The organism is Arcobacter sp. CECT 8983 (assembly GCF_004118855.1).
In the GTDB taxonomy this organism is placed as follows: Bacteria; Campylobacterota; Campylobacteria; order Campylobacterales; family Arcobacteraceae; genus Halarcobacter.
Map to the genome: position 1 here is coordinate 103,704 of NZ_PDKF01000014.1, position 16,342 is coordinate 120,045.

General features: G+C 30.0%; 16 protein-coding genes. 11 read left to right on the forward strand and 5 right to left on the reverse strand.

From position 1 onward, the window contains the following. Window positions 1–34: 34 nt before the first annotated feature. The 4 genes from fabG to accA all read left to right on the forward strand — a co-directional run bounded on the left by fabG (window position 35) and on the right by accA (window position 3,442). Entirely contained in the window at window positions 35–778 is a 744-nt protein-coding gene (gene fabG / locus CRV01_RS12640) for a 3-oxoacyl-ACP reductase FabG (protein ID WP_129008625.1), read from the forward strand. Window positions 779–840: 62 nt separating this feature from the next. Beyond that, window positions 841–1,071 (forward strand): acyl carrier protein, encoded by a 231-nt coding sequence (gene acpP / locus CRV01_RS12645; RefSeq protein WP_114839973.1) that lies wholly within the window; start codon window positions 841–843, stop codon window positions 1,069–1,071. 136 nt (window positions 1,072–1,207) lie between these two features. Then, on the forward strand, window positions 1,208–2,461 hold the full coding sequence (locus CRV01_RS12650; RefSeq protein ID WP_129008627.1) for a beta-ketoacyl-ACP synthase II: 1,254 nt from the start codon (window positions 1,208–1,210) through the stop codon (window positions 2,459–2,461). A 42-nt stretch (window positions 2,462–2,503) separates the two neighbouring features. Further along, the gene (accA, locus tag CRV01_RS12655) at window positions 2,504–3,442 is read left to right on the forward strand and encodes an acetyl-CoA carboxylase carboxyl transferase subunit alpha (protein WP_129008629.1); all 939 of its coding nucleotides are present in this window, start codon (window positions 2,504–2,506) and stop codon (window positions 3,440–3,442) included. A 33-nt stretch (window positions 3,443–3,475) separates the two neighbouring features. Here the strand turns inward: accA and CRV01_RS12660 are convergent, their stop codons facing one another. Beyond that, entirely contained in the window at window positions 3,476–3,808 is a 333-nt protein-coding gene (locus CRV01_RS12660; protein WP_129008631.1) for a histidine triad nucleotide-binding protein, read from the reverse strand. Window positions 3,809–3,906: 98 nt separating this feature from the next. Between CRV01_RS12660 and pheS the strand changes: the two genes are divergently transcribed. The 7 genes from pheS to efp all read left to right on the forward strand — a co-directional run bounded on the left by pheS (window position 3,907) and on the right by efp (window position 13,510). Beyond that, complete coding sequence (pheS, locus tag CRV01_RS12665; RefSeq protein WP_129008633.1) at window positions 3,907–4,899, forward strand: phenylalanine--tRNA ligase subunit alpha; 993 nt, start codon at window positions 3,907–3,909, stop codon at window positions 4,897–4,899. Further along, the gene (gene pheT / locus CRV01_RS12670; protein WP_129008635.1) at window positions 4,896–7,211 is read left to right on the forward strand and encodes a phenylalanine--tRNA ligase subunit beta; all 2,316 of its coding nucleotides are present in this window, start codon (window positions 4,896–4,898) and stop codon (window positions 7,209–7,211) included. Before pheS ends, pheT begins: the two co-directional genes overlap by 4 nt. Window positions 7,212–7,221: 10 nt before the next feature. Beyond that, window positions 7,222–8,502, forward strand: coding sequence for a 3-phosphoshikimate 1-carboxyvinyltransferase (gene aroA / locus CRV01_RS12675; RefSeq protein WP_129008637.1), 1,281 nt, complete (start codon window positions 7,222–7,224; stop codon window positions 8,500–8,502). 278 nt (window positions 8,503–8,780) lie between these two features. Next, window positions 8,781–9,614, forward strand: a complete 834-nt coding sequence (locus CRV01_RS12680) for a 4-hydroxy-3-methylbut-2-enyl diphosphate reductase (RefSeq protein WP_129008639.1) — start codon at window positions 8,781–8,783, stop codon at window positions 9,612–9,614. A 72-nt stretch (window positions 9,615–9,686) separates the two neighbouring features. Next, window positions 9,687–11,339 carry a 30S ribosomal protein S1 gene (locus tag CRV01_RS12685; RefSeq protein WP_129008641.1) on the forward strand — a complete coding sequence of 551 codons (1,653 nt, stop codon included), beginning with the start codon at window positions 9,687–9,689 and terminating at the stop codon, window positions 11,337–11,339. A 12-nt stretch (window positions 11,340–11,351) separates the two neighbouring features. Beyond that, window positions 11,352–12,935: a phosphoglycerate dehydrogenase gene (gene serA, locus CRV01_RS12690; protein ID WP_129008643.1), complete on the forward strand. Its 1,584-nt coding sequence runs from the start codon at window positions 11,352–11,354 to the stop codon at window positions 12,933–12,935. Window positions 12,936–12,946: 11 nt separating this feature from the next. Next, window positions 12,947–13,510, forward strand: a complete 564-nt coding sequence (efp, locus tag CRV01_RS12695; protein WP_129008645.1) for an elongation factor P — start codon at window positions 12,947–12,949, stop codon at window positions 13,508–13,510. A 391-nt stretch (window positions 13,511–13,901) separates the two neighbouring features. Here the strand turns inward: efp and ribD are convergent, their stop codons facing one another. Genes ribD through rbfA form a run of 4 tightly spaced genes read right to left on the reverse strand, consistent with a single transcriptional unit; the run spans window position 13,902 to window position 16,333 of the window. Next, window positions 13,902–14,909, reverse strand: a complete 1,008-nt coding sequence (gene ribD / locus CRV01_RS12700; RefSeq protein ID WP_129008647.1) for a bifunctional diaminohydroxyphosphoribosylaminopyrimidine deaminase/5-amino-6-(5-phosphoribosylamino)uracil reductase RibD — start codon at window positions 14,907–14,909, stop codon at window positions 13,902–13,904. Further along, on the reverse strand, window positions 14,909–15,535 hold the full coding sequence (locus CRV01_RS12705; protein ID WP_129008649.1) for a LysE family translocator: 627 nt from the start codon (window positions 15,533–15,535) through the stop codon (window positions 14,909–14,911). The genes ribD and CRV01_RS12705 overlap by 1 nt, the downstream gene beginning before the upstream one ends. A gap of 13 nt (window positions 15,536–15,548) precedes the next feature. Continuing rightward, window positions 15,549–15,977, reverse strand: coding sequence for a ribosome maturation factor RimP (gene rimP / locus CRV01_RS12710; RefSeq protein WP_129008651.1), 429 nt, complete (start codon window positions 15,975–15,977; stop codon window positions 15,549–15,551). Then, window positions 15,974–16,333, reverse strand: coding sequence for a 30S ribosome-binding factor RbfA (gene rbfA / locus CRV01_RS12715; protein WP_129008653.1), 360 nt, complete (start codon window positions 16,331–16,333; stop codon window positions 15,974–15,976). The genes rimP and rbfA overlap by 4 nt, the downstream gene beginning before the upstream one ends. Between the last annotated feature and the right edge of the window lie 9 nt (window positions 16,334–16,342).

The window sequence follows — 16,342 nt, forward strand, 5'->3', positions numbered from 1 at the left end:
CTTTTAATTGGGGAACAATTAAAAGGACATATTTATGAATTTTACAGGTTCTAATGTATTAGTAACAGGTGCTAGTAGAGGAATTGGAGCAGAAATAGCAAAAACTCTTGCTAGTTTTGGTTTAAAAGTTTGGGTTAACTATAGAAGTGGAGCCGAAGCTGCTGAAAAAATTAAAGAAGAGATTGAAGCTGCTGGTGGAAAAGCTGCAATAGTTAAAGCGGATGTAACAAGTGAAGAAGAGTTTACAGCTGCAATTAAAACAATTGTAGATGCAGATGGAGAACTTTCTTACTTAGTTAATAATGCTGGTATCACAAAAGATAAACTAGCATTAAGAATGTCAGTTGAAGATTTCAATGATGTTATTGCTGCAAATTTAACATCTGCATTTATTGGATGTAAAGGTGCTTTAAAAGCAATGGGTAAAAAGAAGTTTGGTTCTATTGTAAATATCTCTTCAATTGTTGGAGAAATGGGTAATCCAGGACAAACAAACTACTCTGCTTCTAAAGGTGGCTTAAATGCAATGACTAAATCTTTTGCAAAAGAAGCTGCATCAAGAGGTATTAGATACAATGCAGTAACTCCAGGCTTTATTCAAACTGATATGACTGATGAATTAAAAGATGAAGTTAAAGCAGAATATGAAAGAAATATTCCGTTAAGTAGATTTGGTCAACCAAAAGAAATAGCAGATGCAGTAGCATTTTTATTAAGTGATCATTCATCGTATATTACGGGTGAAATACTAAAAGTAAATGGTGGATTATACGTTTAAAAAAGATTTATTAAATCTTTTTATGGTATAATTTGGCGATAATTTTAAAAAAGGAAAAGAATATGGCATTATTTGATGATGTAAAAGAAGTAGTAGTTGAGCAACTTGATTGTGATCCTGCAGAAGTTAAGGAAGAGTCTAAATTTATTGAAGATTTAGGTGCTGACTCATTAGACGTTGTTGAATTAGTTATGGCGTTAGAAGAGAAATTCGATATCGAGATTCCAGACGAAGATGCAGAGGGTATCTTAACTGTTGCTGATGCTATCAAATACATCGAAGATAACGCGTAATTAATACGCTATTCTTATAACTTAAGCCAGTATTCTATACTGGCTTTTTTTTAACATTTTTTATTTAAATTGTTGAATTTTTAATAAATATTTTAAGAATTGAATTATTTAAATACTTATTTTTGGAGCATATTTAATGAAAAGAGTTGTTATAACAGGTTTAGGAACAATTAACTCAGTAGGTCACAATGTAGAGGATTCTTTTAAAGCCGTAGTTGACGGTAAATGTGGAATCAATGAAATCACACTTTTTGATGCTAGTGAATATTCTGTTCAATTTGCAGGAGAGGTTAAAGATTTTGACCCAACAACTGTAATGGATAAAAAAGAAGTTAAAAAAGCTGATAGATTTATTCAATTAGGAATAAAAGCGGCTTATGAAGCAATGGATGACGCAGGATATATAAATGCTGAGAAAAAAACAGTTGATGAGTCTATTTCTGAAAGATTTGGAGTTATTTCAGCTTCAGGAATTGGTGGATTATCAACAATTGAGAAAAACTCAGTAACTTGTGCTAATAGAGGACCAAAAAGAATTTCACCATTCTTTATTCCTTCATCGTTAGTAAATATGTTAGGTGGATTTATTTCTATTGAACATGGATTAAAAGGTCCTTCATTATCTCACGTGACAGCTTGTGCAGCTTCAACACACGCTTTAGCAGATGCAGTTAAAACTATTGCAACAAATGGTGCTGATAGAGTACTTGTTGTTGGTGCAGAAAGTGCTATTTGTGGTGCTGGAATTGGTGGATTTGCTGCAATGAAAGCCTTATCTACAAGAAACGATGATCCACAAAGTGCTTCAAGACCATTTGATAAAGATAGAGATGGTTTTGTAATGGGTGAAGGTGCTGGTGCACTTGTACTTGAAACATTAGAATCAGCACAACAAAGAGGTGCTAAAATTTATTGTGAAGTAATTGGATTTGGTGAATCTGCTGATGCTAATCATATTACAGCACCAGTTATGGATGGTCCACTAAGATCTATGAAAGCTGCTTTAGCAATGGCAAAATCACATACTGGTGAAGATATTAAAATTGACTATATTAACGCACACGGTACATCTACACCTGTTGGAGATGTAAATGAGTCAAAAGCTATTGTTGAATTATTTGATGGGCTTGAAAATTGTCCTCCTGTAACTTCTACAAAAGGTCAAGTTGGACACTGTTTAGGTGCAGCTGGTGCAATTGAAGCAATTTTTACAATTAAAGCATTAAATGAAGGAATTATTCCTCCAACAATTAATATGCAAAACCAAGATGAAGAGTGTAAATTAGACTATGTTCCAAACACTGCAAGAAAAGCTGAGTTAAAGACTGTAATGAGTAATAACTTTGGTTTTGGTGGAACTAACGGTTCTGTAATATTCAGAAAAATATAAAAGTAAATTAGAGTTTAAACACTTTTTCAAAAAGGAAATTATTTGGCAACTTACTTAGATTTTGAAGACAAAATAAAGAAAATTGAAGAAGATATCACAGTTGCAAAAACAAGAAATGACGAACATGCAGTAGAAATACTGGATAAAAAGTTAGAAAAAGAGGTTGAAAAGACATTTAAAAACCTTAGTGATTATCAAAAACTTCAATTAGCAAGACATCCTGATAGACCATATGCAATGGATTATATTAAAGGTCTTATGACTAACTATTATGAAATTCATGGGGATAGACACTTCGATGATGACAATGCTATTGTATGTTTCCTAGGTTATATTGGAAATGAAAAAGTAGTAGTTATTGGAGAGCAAAAAGGACGAGGAACAAAAGATAAGTTAAAAAGAAACTTTGGTATGCCTTCTCCAGAAGGATATAGAAAAGCTTTAAGAGCTGCTAAATTAGCAGAAAAGTTTAACTTACCAATTCTTATGCTTGTGGACACTCCGGGTGCATATCCTGGAATTGGAGCTGAAGAGAGAAATCAATCTGAAGCTATTGCTAGAAATCTTTATGAATTTTCTGAACTTAAAACACCTACAGTTTCAGTTGTAATTGGAGAAGGTGGTTCTGGTGGAGCTTTAGCTATTTCAATTGCTGATAAATTAGCGATGATGAGATACTCAGTTTATGCAGTTATTTCTCCAGAAGGTTGTAGTGCAATTTTATGGAATGACCCAGCAAAAGTTGAAACAGCAGCTAATGCACTTAAGATTACAGCAGAATCATTAAAAGAACTTGGATTAGTTGATGATGTTATAAATGAACCTTTAATTGGTGCACATAGAAAAAAAGAAGATGCAATTAAAGCTTTAGGTGATTATTTCCTAACTTCACTTGCTGAATTAAAAGAATTAACACCTGCACAAAGATATGAGAAGAAGTATGAAAAACTTATGAACTTAGGAAAGTTTGAAGAAAAATAAACTTCTTTAAAAGTTGTAGAAAACCTACAACTTTTAATCTCTAACTAGCCTACCAACAGGTTCTCCACCAATCATGTGAAAATGTAAATGATGAACTTCTTGTCCCCCATCATCTCCAATATTTGTAATTAATCTATATCCACTTTGTCTAATACCTAGTTTAGAAGCAACTTTTTGCATAAACTCAGTCATCCCTGCCATAATTTTTGGAGGAACTACATCAAATGAATCATAGTGCTCTTTAGGAATAATAAGAACGTGAACTTTTCTAGCTGGATTTATATCATTAAAAGCCAAGAAATTTTCATCTTCTAAGATAGTTTGATTAGGAATTTCACCCTTAACTATTTTGCAAAAAATACACATATATTTACCTTTTTTAGTTTAAAAAATATTATAACCAAACTCTAATAAATTTTAAAGTATAATCCAAACCTTTATAAATAAACAACAGGAGAATAAAAGTGAAAGAATGGCTTGATAAAATTGATAATGCTGATTCACTTGAAGTTCTAGAAAATTTAAGAATTGAAACTTTAGGTAAAAAAGGTATTATCCCTGCACAATTTGCAAAAATGAAAGATATTCCAGGCCCAGAAAAAAAAGCTTTTGCTGAGAATTTAAATACGCAGAAGACTCAAATCACTGAGGCACTTGAAACTAAAAAAGAGATTTTAGAACAACAAGCATTAGAAGCTAAATTAAAAGAAGAAAAAATTGATGTAACAAAATTCAACAATGAATTAACATGTGGTGCAGCTCACCCTGTTTCTTTAACAATGGATAGAATTATTCAATATTTCCAAAACCTTAACTTTGCAGTAGAAGAAGGTCCATTAGTAGAAGATGATTTCCATAACTTTGAAGCATTAAACCTTCCAAAATATCACCCTGCAAGAGATATGCAAGATACATTCTACAATAAAGATTATACTTTATTAAGAACACACACTTCTCCTGTACAAATTAGAACAATGTTAAGTCAACAAACTCCAATCAGAATGATTGCACCAGGAACAGTTTTTAGAAGAGATTATGATATTACACATACACCAATGTTTCACCAAGTTGAAGCATTAGTAGTTGATGATGCAGATAAAATTTCTTTTGCTAATTTAAAACATGTTTTAGTTGAATTTTTACAACATATGTTTGGGGATGTTGACGTTAGATTTAGACCTTCATTTTTCCCATTTACAGAACCATCGGCTGAAGTTGATATTTCATGTGTATTCTGTAAAGGTGATGGATGTAGAGTTTGTTCACACACAGGATGGCTAGAAGTACTTGGTTGTGGAGTAGTAGATCAAAATGTATTCAAAGCAGTTGGATATGAAAATAAATCTGGATATGCCTTTGGTTTAGGTGTTGAGAGATTTGCAATGTTAACACACAATATTGGAGATTTAAGATCTCTATTTGAAAGTGATTTAAGATTATTAGGACAGTTCAAATGATAATTACAAGATCGTGGATACAAGAATATATAGATATTTCAAAAATATCAACAGAAGATATTTGTAAAACTTTAAATGCTATTGGTCTAGAAGTTGATAGTGTTGAAAAGCAAAGAATACCTTCTAAAGTTGTAGTTGGTAAAGTTTTAGAAAAAGAAAAACATCCTGATGCTGATAAATTAAATATTTGTCAAGTTGATATTGGAAATGAAACTGTTCAAATTGTTTGTGGTGCAAAAAATGTAGATGCGGGGCAATTTGTTCCAGTAGCAGTTGTTGGTTGCAACTTAGGTGAAGGGTTCAAGATTAAAAGGGCAAAACTAAGAGGTGTAGAATCAAATGGTATGATTTGTTCTTCAACTGAAATAGGTTTACCAAAATTAAATGATGGAATTTTAGAACTTGATGAATCAATTGGCAAACTAGAAGTAGGTAAAGAGTTAAAAGAATACCCACTATTAAATGATGATATTATTGAAATTGAGTTAACTGCAAATAGAGGTGACTGCCTAAGTATCAATGGAGTTGCTAGAGAATTATCTGCATTTTACTCTATTGCTTTTAAAGAACAAGAATTTAATATTAACTATAATGATTTAGGAATTGGGCAAGTTCTTGAAGTAGAAAGTTTAAGTACTATTGAATCTACATATATTTATACAGTAATTAATTCAGAAAACTTTACTTTACCAGTATTACAAAAATTAAGAGTGGGAGCTATTGATAAATTTAAAGCACAAGATTTAGTTGACTCATTAACATACATTACTCACTCAACTGGTGTAATTTTAAATGCATATGCTAAAAAAGATGCTGAAGATATAAAAGGTTTAGCAACAATTCATATCCAAAAAGACAAGCAAGGTTTTGATGTTATTATTGGAGAAAAGAAATTAAGTACTGTTGGTGTTGAACACTGTGAAGTAGCTCAAGACTCTGAGTACATAATTGAAGCTTCATATATAAATCCAGAACTTTTATCAAAAAAAGTTTTTGAAACAAAAAAAGAGACTGGCGATATTTATTACAGAAGTTCAAGAGGAAGTGAACCAGATATTGAAACTGGTATGAAATCTTTTTGTTCTTTAATTTCTCAAAGTGGTGCTGAAGTTTACAATGGAAATGAAGCATTAATTGATTATCAAGAAAAAATTACTATTGATGTAAGTGTTAAAAAAGTTAATGCAATTATAGGTCAAGAAGTAGAAAAAGCAAAAATTGATAATATTTTAAGTGGTTTAGGTTTTGAAGTAAAAGACAACTCTTCAGATGTTTTATCTATTAAAGTTCCTCACTATAGACATGATATTAAAAATATTGCAGATATAACAGAAGAAGTTGTTAGAATTATTGGTATTGACAATATCCAAGCAAAACCTTTAGCAATTGATGAAGTAAATAGAGTAAATAAAACTTCATATGATTTAGTAAAGAAAAATAAATTAAGAGCTAAAGCTATTGAAAATGGTTTCTTTGAAACAGTTACTTATGTTTTTGCTGATAAAGAAAAATTAAATAAATATTCTATTCCAACAGTTCAAGAGAGTTTAGATTTATTAAATCCTATTGTTAAAGAATTAGACACATTTAGAACAACTATTTCATTAAACCTTATTGAAGCTTGTTCAAATAATACTAAACTAGGATTTAAATCAGCAGCTTTCTTTGAAATTGGAAAAGTTTTCAACTTAAAAAGAGAAGAAAAAACTGTTGTTTCTTTTGTATTTTCAGGGCAAAAAGAGTTTGAAGATATTTCAAATTCAGGAAAACCAGAAAATATTGACTTCTTTGCTTTCTCTAAAAAAGTATTAAATACAGTTGGAAAGTTTGAGTTAGAACAAATGAATAAAGTCCCTAATGATTTAATTCATCCATATCAAAGTGCAAATGTAATTGTAGATGGTCAAACTGTAGGTTTTATTTCAAAACTACATCCAAGTGTAGCTTCTGAATACGATTTAAGTGATACCTTTATTGCAGAGATTGATTTTGAAGCAATTGCAAACAATTTAATCAAAGTAGAAAGCTACTCTAAATTTCAAGCTTCTAAAAAAGATTTAAGTCTTATGGTTCCAAAAGATATGGAATTTAAAAAGATTAAAGAAGTAATAGATTCTTTAGGAAACAAAACTATTAAACAATACAATCTAATTGATATCTACAATGATGAAAACTTAGGTGAAAATGAGAGTTTAACTATTAGATTTGTTCTTCAAAACGATGACAAAACACTTGAAGAAGAAGATATTACTTCTGCAATGAATAATATTTTAGAAGCATTAAAAGAAAAATTAAATATTGAATTAAGATAAGGAAAATAAAGTGGAAACATTTGACATTAAAAAACTATCTAAGCCTTTTGATATAGAAATTGACTCAATTGCAAGTGATAAATCAATATCACATAGATGTGCAATGTTTTCACTATTTTCTAATGAAACTTCATATATTAAAAATTACCTTACAGCAGAAGATACATTAAATACTTTAAGTATAGTAGAACAATTAGGTGCTAAAATCACACGAAATGGTTCTACTGTAGAAATCACACCAACAAATAAACTAACTGAACCAAAAGATATTCTTGATTGTGGTAACTCAGGAACTGCAATGAGACTGTTTTGTGGACTGTTAGCTTCTATTGATGGGGCATTTACATTAACAGGAGATAAGTACCTAAAAGAGCGACCAATGAAAAGAGTGGCAGACCCACTAAGAAGTATTGGTGCAAAAATTGATGGTAGAGAAGAAGGGAATAAGGCTCCTTTATTTATTAGAGGAGTTAAAGAGTTAGATCCTTTTACTTATATTTCACCTGTAGATTCTGCGCAAGTAAAATCAGCGATGATATTAGCTGCTTTAAGAGCTAATGGTATTTCAAAATATAAAGAAAATGAACTAACACGTGACCATACAGAAAGAATGCTAAAAGGTATGGGAGCTAAGTTAGAGACAGATGAGGAAGGCTTTATAAATATTCATCCTTTAAAAGGACATTTAAAGCCATTGAATATTACAGTTCCAACTGATCCAAGTTCTGGATTCTTTTTTGCAGTAGCAGCAGCTATTACAAAAGGTTCAAGAGTTGTAATAAAAAATGTATCTTTAAACCCAACTAGAATTGAAGCATACCAAATTTTAAAAAGAATGGGTGCAGAGGTTAACTTTATAGAAAAAGAGAATATTTATGAGCCTATTGGAGATATTGAAGTAAAACACAAAGAACTAAATGGTGTTGTGGTTGAAGATAATATCTCTTGGTTAATTGATGAACTTCCAGCACTTTCAATTGCTATGTCAATTGCAAATGGAAAGTCATTAGTAAAAAATGCAAAAGAGTTAAGAGTTAAAGAGTCAGATAGAATTAAATCTGTTGTTTCAAACCTTGAAAAATGTGGTGTTTCTTACACTGAATTTGAAGATGGATATGAAATAGTAGGAGGAACAATAAATAAAGCCTCTATTGACTCCCATGGAGACCATAGAATTGCAATGAGTTTTGCAATTGCTGGTACTTTATGTGATATGGAAATAAATGATGTTGATTGTATTTTAACATCATTTCCAAACTTCAAAGAAATCCTTGATTCTTTATATTCTTAAAAAGAAGTTATAAAATTTGGTTCCCTTTAAAAATGGGAACATTTATTAAGAGTAAATTGTTACTCTCTTTAGGGTTTGCTTCTTTAATCAAAATTTATTTTTGATGTTAAAAGAAGTTATAAAATTTGGTTCCCTTTAAAAATGGGAACATTTATTAAGAGTAAATTGTTACTCTCTTTAGGGTTTGCTTCTTTAATCAAAATTTATTTTTGATGTTAAAAGAAGTTATAAAATTTGGTTCCCTTTAAAAATGGGAACATTTTTAAAGGATAATATTTATGAAAGTAAAACTAGCCTCAAGCTATGGTTTTTGTTTTGGAGTAAAAAGAGCAATTGAAATTGCCCAAAAGTATGAAAACTCTGCAACAATGGGTCCACTTATTCATAATCAAAATGAAATTGATAGATTAAAAACTGATTATAATGTAGGTTTATATAACAATCTTACTGATGTTAAACCAAATGATACAATTATTATTAGAACCCATGGTATTCCAAAAAATGATTTAAAAGATTTAAGAAAAAAAGACGCAAAAGTTATAAATGCAACCTGTCCATTTGTTACAACTCCTCAACAAATAGTAAAAAAAATGTCAAAAGAAAATTACTCAATTCTAATTTTTGGAGATCAAGATCACCCAGAAGTTAAAGGTGTAAAATCTTATGGGGAAGACCAAGATGATGTACATGTTATTTTAAGTGCAGAAGAGCTTGATAATGTAAACTTTAAATATGACAAAATTGCAACTGTTGCACAAACAACAAGAAAGAAAGAGATTTACTTAGAAATTGTCAATAAACTTATTTTAAAAAATAAAGAAGTTAGAGTTTTTAATACTATTTGCGATGCAACTTTTGAAAATCAAGATGCCGCAAGAGAACTATCAAAAGAAGTAGATGTTATGGTAATTATTGGAGGTAAAAACTCTTCAAATACTAAACAATTACATCATATATGTGTAGAAAATTGTAAAGATTCATACTTAATTGAAAATGCAAATGAATTAGATCCTCAATGGTTCAAAAATAAAAACCTTTGTGGTATAACAGCAGGGGCGAGTACTCCTGACTGGATTATTCAGCAAGTTGTTGATGAAATAGAAAAATATTAAGCGAGTTGTTTAAGAAAAATTTAGATATAATCATAGCCATTTATAATAAAACGGTTAATACGAAGGAATAAAATGGGTATCGATGATATTGAATTAGGTGAAGACTTTGATTTTGAGAAAATGCTTAATGAGTCTTTTGAGAATGCTGAAAATAACTCTGTAGTTGATGGTGTAATTGTAGAAATTACTAATGATAGTGTACTTGTTGATGTTGGACAAAAGATTGAAGGTAAATTAAACCTTTCAGAAATCACAATTGGTGGTGAAGTTCAATTTAAAGCTGGTGATACAATCTCTGTTATGTTAATGGGAAATAAAGGTGAAAGACCAAATATTTCTTATAAAAAAGTTTTACAAAAAGAAAAATTTGATAACTTTGTAAAAGAACATGGTGAGAATGTTGAAGATGTAACAATTGAAGGTAAAATCATTTCTGTTAAAAACAGAGGTGGATTTATTATTGAAGATGATTCTGGTTTAGAATACTTCATGCCAATGGCACAATCTTACTTAAAAACTCACGGAGCAATTGGTAAAAAAGTTAAAGCTAAAGTTTTAAAAGTAAACGAAGCTCAAAACTCAATCATTGTTTCTAGAAAAAAACTTATTGAAGAATCTAAAGAGCAAAAAGATTCTAAAGTAAATGAAATCTTAGAGAAAAACGAACCAGTAAATGGTATCGTTAAAAAAATCACTTCTTATGGTATGTTTATTGATTTAGGTGGAATTGATGGTTTAGTAAACTACAATGAAATCTCTTACAAAGGGCCTGTAAACCCTGCAAATTACTATGACGAAGGTGATGAAGTATCTGTTGTTGTATTATCTTACGATAAAGCAAAACAACACTTATCATTATCTATCAAAGCTGCGTTACCAAATCCTTGGGACGAAATCAAAGACGAATTAGAAGTTGGTGATACAATTACTGTTACTGTTTCTAACTTTGAATCTTATGGTGCATTTGTTGATTTAGGAAATGATATTGAAGGTTTACTACATATCTCTGAAATTTCTTGGAACAAAAACTTAAAAAATCCAAAGGATTTATTAACATTAGGTGAAGAAGTTAATGTTGAAGTTATTGAACTAGATGTTGATAAAAAAAGATTAAGAGTATCTTTAAAAAACCTACAAGAAAAACCATTTGCTAAATTTGTAAAAGAGAACAAAGTTGGTGATGTTATTCAAGGTAAAGTTGCAACATTAACTGATTTTGGTGCTTTCGTTACAATTGGTGAAGTAGATGGATTATTACACAATGAAGAAGCTTCTTGGGAATCAAATGCTAAATGTAAATCACTTTACAAAAAAGGTGACGAAGTTGAAGTTAAGATTATCAAAGTTGATAGAGAAAAAGAAAACATCTCTTTATCAGTTAAAGAAATTTCTGAATCTCCAGCTAAAAAATTCCAAAATGAACACAAAATTGGTGACATCGTAAAAGGTGCTGTTAAAGATAAAAAAGATTTCGGAATTTTCATTAAATTAGATGACAACTTAGATGGTCTAATCAGAAATGAAGACTTTGGTCCATTAAATGTTGAAGAAGTTAATGTTGGTGACGAATTAGAAGCAGTAGTAGTAAATATCGACACTAAGAAAAATAGAGTAAGATTATCTGTAAAAAGATTAGAGCAACAACAAGAAAGAGAAGTTCTAAAAGCAGTTAACGATGATACGTCTATGACATTAGGTGATTTACTAAAAGACCAAATTAAATAAGGATTTGTAGTAATGAGTAAACATACAATCGTAGTTTGTGATCACATTCATGAAGATGGTTTAAACATTTTACAAAACACTGAAGATATCAACTATGTATATGCAGCAGACATTGATAAAGTAGCACTTTTAGATGTTATTAAAGATGCAGATGTTGCAATTACTAGATCTTCAACTGATGTTGATGAAAAATTTTTAAATGCAGCAACTAATCTTAAAGCAATTATTAGAGCTGGTGTAGGATACGATAACGTAGATATGGAAGGTTGTAGCAAAAGAGGAATCATTGCTATGAACGTTCCTACTGCTAATACAATTGCAGCAGTTGAGCTTACTATGGCTCACATGCTGTCTTGTATGAGAAAATTTCCTTATGCACATAACCAACTTAAAAATGATAGAATCTGGAAAAGAGAAGATTGGTATGGTAATGAACTTTATGGTAAAAAACTTGGTGTTATCGGTTTTGGTAACATTGGACATAGAGTTGCATTAAGAGCTAAATCTTTTGAAATGGACGTTGTTACATACGATCCTTATATTCCTTCAACAAAAGCAACTGATTTAGGTATTAAATATACTACAAACTTTGATGATATCTTAGCTTGTGATATTATTACTATTCATACTCCAAAAAATCAAGAAACTCTTGATATGATTGGTGAAGAAGAAATTGCTAAAATGAAAGATGGTGTTATTTTAATTAACTGTGCAAGAGGTGGTTTATACAACGAAGAAGCCTTAGTTAATAACTTAAAATCTGGAAAAATTGCAATGGCTGGTATTGATGTATTCAAAAAAGAGCCTGCAACTGATCACCCACTTTTAGATTTAGACAATGTAACTGTAACTGCACACTTAGGTGCAAATACAAAAGAATCTCAAAAGAAAATTGCTACTCAAGCAGCAGAAAATGCAATTGAGTCTGCAAGAGGAATTGCATATCCAAATGCTCTTAACTTACCAATTGATGAGAGTAAAATTCCTACATTTGTAAAACCATACATTGAGTTAACTCAAAAAATGGCATTCCTTGCTGCACAATTAGATAAATCTGCTATTAGATCTATCTCTGTTTGCGCTCATGGTGAAATAAAAGGGTATCTTGACTCTTTAGCTACATTTGCTACAGTTGGAGCTTTAGCTGTTTCTGCAGGTGATGAAATAAACTATGTAAATGCAAAATTTATTGCTGAAGAAAAAGGTATTAAATTTGATACTTGTGAAGTAAATCATTGTTCTGGGTACAACAATAAAGTTACAATCAAAATCACTACAGAAAAAAGAGTTAATACTATCTCTGGTACTGTATTTGATGAAGATGTGCAAAGAATTGTTGAACTTGATGGATTTGATTTTGATATTGAACCAAAAGGTAAAATGATACTTATGAGAAACAACGATGTTCCTGGTGTAATTGGAGAAGTTGGTAAATTATTAGGTGATAACAAAATTAATATCTCTGACTTTAGATTAGCAAGAGGAAAAGATTCTGCTTTAGCAGTTATCTTAGTAGATGAATCAGTTAATCATAAAATATTAGATCAAATTAAAACTTTAGAAGCTGCAATTTCTGTAGCTTATGCAGAAGTATAAAAGGAACAACTATGGCAAATATTTCAATGAGTGAACTAAAAAAAGGTTTAAAAATTGAACTTGATGGTGTTCCTTATAAAATTACTGAATACCAACATGTAAAACCTGGAAAAGGTGCTGCATTTGTTAGATGTAAAATTAAATCATTCTTAAATGGAAAAGTTATTGAAAAAACTTTCCACGCAGGAGACAAATGTACTACTCCAGATTTACAACAAAAAACTATGCAATACCTATATGATGATGGTGAAATGCTACAATTTATGGATGCAAATACTTATGAACAAATTGGTTTAACATATGACCAAGTAGGTGATGCTGAAAAATGGATTATTGATGGAATGAACGTTGATATGATGTTCTTTAATGGTAATGCTATTACTGTTGAACCACCAATGACTGTTGAACTTAAAATTGTAGAAACTCCACCTAACTTCAAAGGTGACTCACAAGGTGGTAAAAAACCAGCTACTTTAGAAAGTGGAGCTGTTGTACAGATTCCTTTCCACTTAGTAGAAGGTGATATTATCAAATGTGATACTAGAACTGGTGAGTATTTAGAGAAAGTAAAATAGTTTAGAAAAAAGAGAATAGTTTCTCTTTTTTCAACTATTTTAGACTTTGTTTTGTGTTTTAAGAAAACACAACAAAGGCAGATGTGAACTAGCTCGCTAGAGCGTATTGTCGAAGCTGAGTGAAACGAAGCAAGACATTGTGAGATAAACTATCTTAAAACTTATACTCCTATAAAAACCCTTCTCTTCTTTCTAACAAAAATATTTATAATTTTCATATTACAATTTTAAATATTTTTATACAAATTTAAATATAAAATCTATAGATTTAAAAAGTCATATTTTAACTAAGGTCAAGGAAGAGAAGGAAATTTATAAAGGAGTTTACTGTAGTAAATGACTGATTAAATTTTCTTATTTGACGAAGAGATTGCTAAAAAGATGGCTTTTTCTAGCCTTTTCTTTTTAGATAGATAATTTTCTCTTCACCTATATAATTCTCATGCACAATCTCAAAATCCATATCAATATCATTTAAAGCATTTGCACCTTTTCTAATCTTAGGGCTTACAAGTAAAACAATATAATCTATCTTTTCTTTTAGTTTATTCATCAAGTTATAAGTACCCTCAACCATTACAAACTTATAATCTAATAGTTTAAATAAATCATCACTAATAATTACATCTCTATTAGGTATTTTAAAAAGTGGAATATTATTATCAAAGATTTTGTTTTTTGAGTAAATCATAATATTAGGGGCTCGTCCAGCTATATATCTAGCATCTAAAGTTGGTTTATCAGTTCTTACTGTATTTCCACCAATAAGCATTAAATCAATTTTATTTCTTAATGTATGGACATATGCTTTAGCCATATTTGAAGATATACTACCATCTATACATCCATTTAAAGTTTGAGCCATCTTATAAAAAATAAAAGTTCCACTTGTCCACTTTATAAATGGATATAAGAGGTCATAGGCTTCTTTTTTCATACAACCAAGGCTCACATCTATATTTGCATGTTTTAATGTTTCTAGACCACCTTTTGCCTCTTTATTTATATCTTCCTGGGCAACTACAACTCTTTTAGGTTTTATTTCTTTTAATAAATTTGCACAAGCAGGAGTTTTGCCAATATGATTACATGGTTCTAAGGTCACATAGATTGTACAGTCTTCAAAAAAACCCTTATGATTTTTTATTAGATAATCATGGATATCATGGCTTGATGTTTTTGCTTTTAAAATATCATTTGGATATTTTTTAAGGTATGCAGCTTTAAGTGCATTTACTTCAGCATGAGGCATTCCTGCTTCTTTATGAGCTTCAATAGAAAGTATCTCTCCATCTTTTATAACAACACAGCCAACAGCTGGATTTGGATAAGTTATTAATTGATATTTCCATGCCTCATCAATGGCAAGTTTCATATAAAAGTTATCATCTATTTTCATTATGACTGCTTATTAAATAAAAGAAAACTACCTGCTGCAACCATAATTGTTCCAGCTGTATAATTTAATCTTTTAAGTGATTTTTTTGATTTTAATAGTTGTTTAGCTTTGTTAGCTAAAATTGATACAAACATTAATCCTATCATCAATGCAACAATTGTTAAGAATGATACCCAAACAATATCATTCAATTCTAATGATTTTATATCTAAAAACGTTGGTAAAAAAGCTATATAAAAAAGTATAACTTTTGGATTTGAAGCAGATATAAGAAAACCTTGAATAAAAGCTAATACAAAATCTTTTTTTACCTTTTCTTTCTTTTGAGTTTCTTCAATTTCTATTGGAGATGTAAACATTTTATATCCAAGATAAAATAAATATATTGCACCTAAAATTCTAATTACTTCAAATAAAAAAGCATAATTATGCGCAATTGTAGCTAATCCTAAACATGCAAAAATTAAATAGATTACATCACTAATTGTCATACCAAAAGCTAGAGGGATACATTGTTTAGCACCAAGTGTCATACCTCTTGCGAGAAGAGCAAAGACACCTGGTCCAGGAGTTATTCCAAATATTAATATTGCTAGAAAAAAGGTTAAAGAGCTTTCTAAACTCATTTTTTAACCTATATTACCATTCAAAATAAGTAGATGCTGAAGAGATTTCATCATAAGCAACAATCTCTTCACCATGTTCAGTTTTAATTTTTATTTCATTATCATCAGCTTCTACTAATTCACCTTTGATAATATTTTTTTCAAAATCTTTTAGTTTTACTTTTTCACCAATAGATGCTTTAAAGTGTCTTGGGTTTTTTAGTTTTCTTTCAATTCCAGGAGAACTAACTTCTAAATTATATTTTCCATTCATTGGTTCATCTAAATCTAAAATAGGTGAAATCATTCTAGAAATTTCTGCACATTTATCAAGGTTAATGCCCTCTTTTGATGTAACATAAACTCTAAAGATATTCATATCATTTTCTTTTAAAGATACAATATCATAAACTTCTGCATCACAACCTTGTACTGCAATTTCAATTGATTCTTCTAAATTCACGATTTACTCTTTTTATCTTTTTCAATTTTTCTAAATAAATCTTCAATATTTTTTGATTTTTCTAAAGATTTATCATTTTCAAATTTAAAGTTAGGACATTTATACCAACCTGTTGCACTTAAAACATATGATTTTATTCTACCACTTGCTTTAGTTAATGCAGAAACCACACCTGGTATTTCTTTGTCTTCGAAATCACTTCCATCAAAATAAACTATTGCATCATATTTTCCATTTTTGCAATTAATTCCAGTAATAGGAAGAGATCTAATTCTTTCATCACTCATAGTTGATAGAGCTTCAGGTACAAGCTCCATCAATAATGATTCAGTTCTTTGAAGATTTATACTTTTCATTAAGCTGCC

Bases quoted from the DNA above. Each gene is read 5' to 3' on its own strand.
- fabG (WP_129008625.1), top strand. From the start codon at position 35: ATGAATTTTACAGGTTCTAATGTATTAGTAACAGGTGCTAGTAGAGGA.
- acpP (WP_114839973.1), top strand. From the start codon at position 841: ATGGCATTATTTGATGATGTAAAAGAAGTAGTAGTTGAGCAACTTGAT.
- CRV01_RS12650 (WP_129008627.1), top strand. From the start codon at position 1,208: ATGAAAAGAGTTGTTATAACAGGTTTAGGAACAATTAACTCAGTAGGT.
- CRV01_RS12660 (WP_129008631.1), bottom strand. From the start codon at position 3,808: ATGTGTATTTTTTGCAAAATAGTTAAGGGTGAAATTCCTAATCAAACT.
- pheT (WP_129008635.1), top strand. From the start codon at position 4,896: ATGATAATTACAAGATCGTGGATACAAGAATATATAGATATTTCAAAA.
- CRV01_RS12680 (WP_129008639.1), top strand. From the start codon at position 8,781: ATGAAAGTAAAACTAGCCTCAAGCTATGGTTTTTGTTTTGGAGTAAAA.
- CRV01_RS12685 (WP_129008641.1), top strand. From the start codon at position 9,687: ATGGGTATCGATGATATTGAATTAGGTGAAGACTTTGATTTTGAGAAA.
- serA (WP_129008643.1), top strand. From the start codon at position 11,352: ATGAGTAAACATACAATCGTAGTTTGTGATCACATTCATGAAGATGGT.
- efp (WP_129008645.1), top strand. From the start codon at position 12,947: ATGGCAAATATTTCAATGAGTGAACTAAAAAAAGGTTTAAAAATTGAA.
- ribD (WP_129008647.1), bottom strand. From the start codon at position 14,909: ATGAAAATAGATGATAACTTTTATATGAAACTTGCCATTGATGAGGCA.
- CRV01_RS12705 (WP_129008649.1), bottom strand. From the start codon at position 15,535: ATGAGTTTAGAAAGCTCTTTAACCTTTTTTCTAGCAATATTAATATTT.
- rbfA (WP_129008653.1), bottom strand. From the start codon at position 16,333: ATGAAAAGTATAAATCTTCAAAGAACTGAATCATTATTGATGGAGCTT.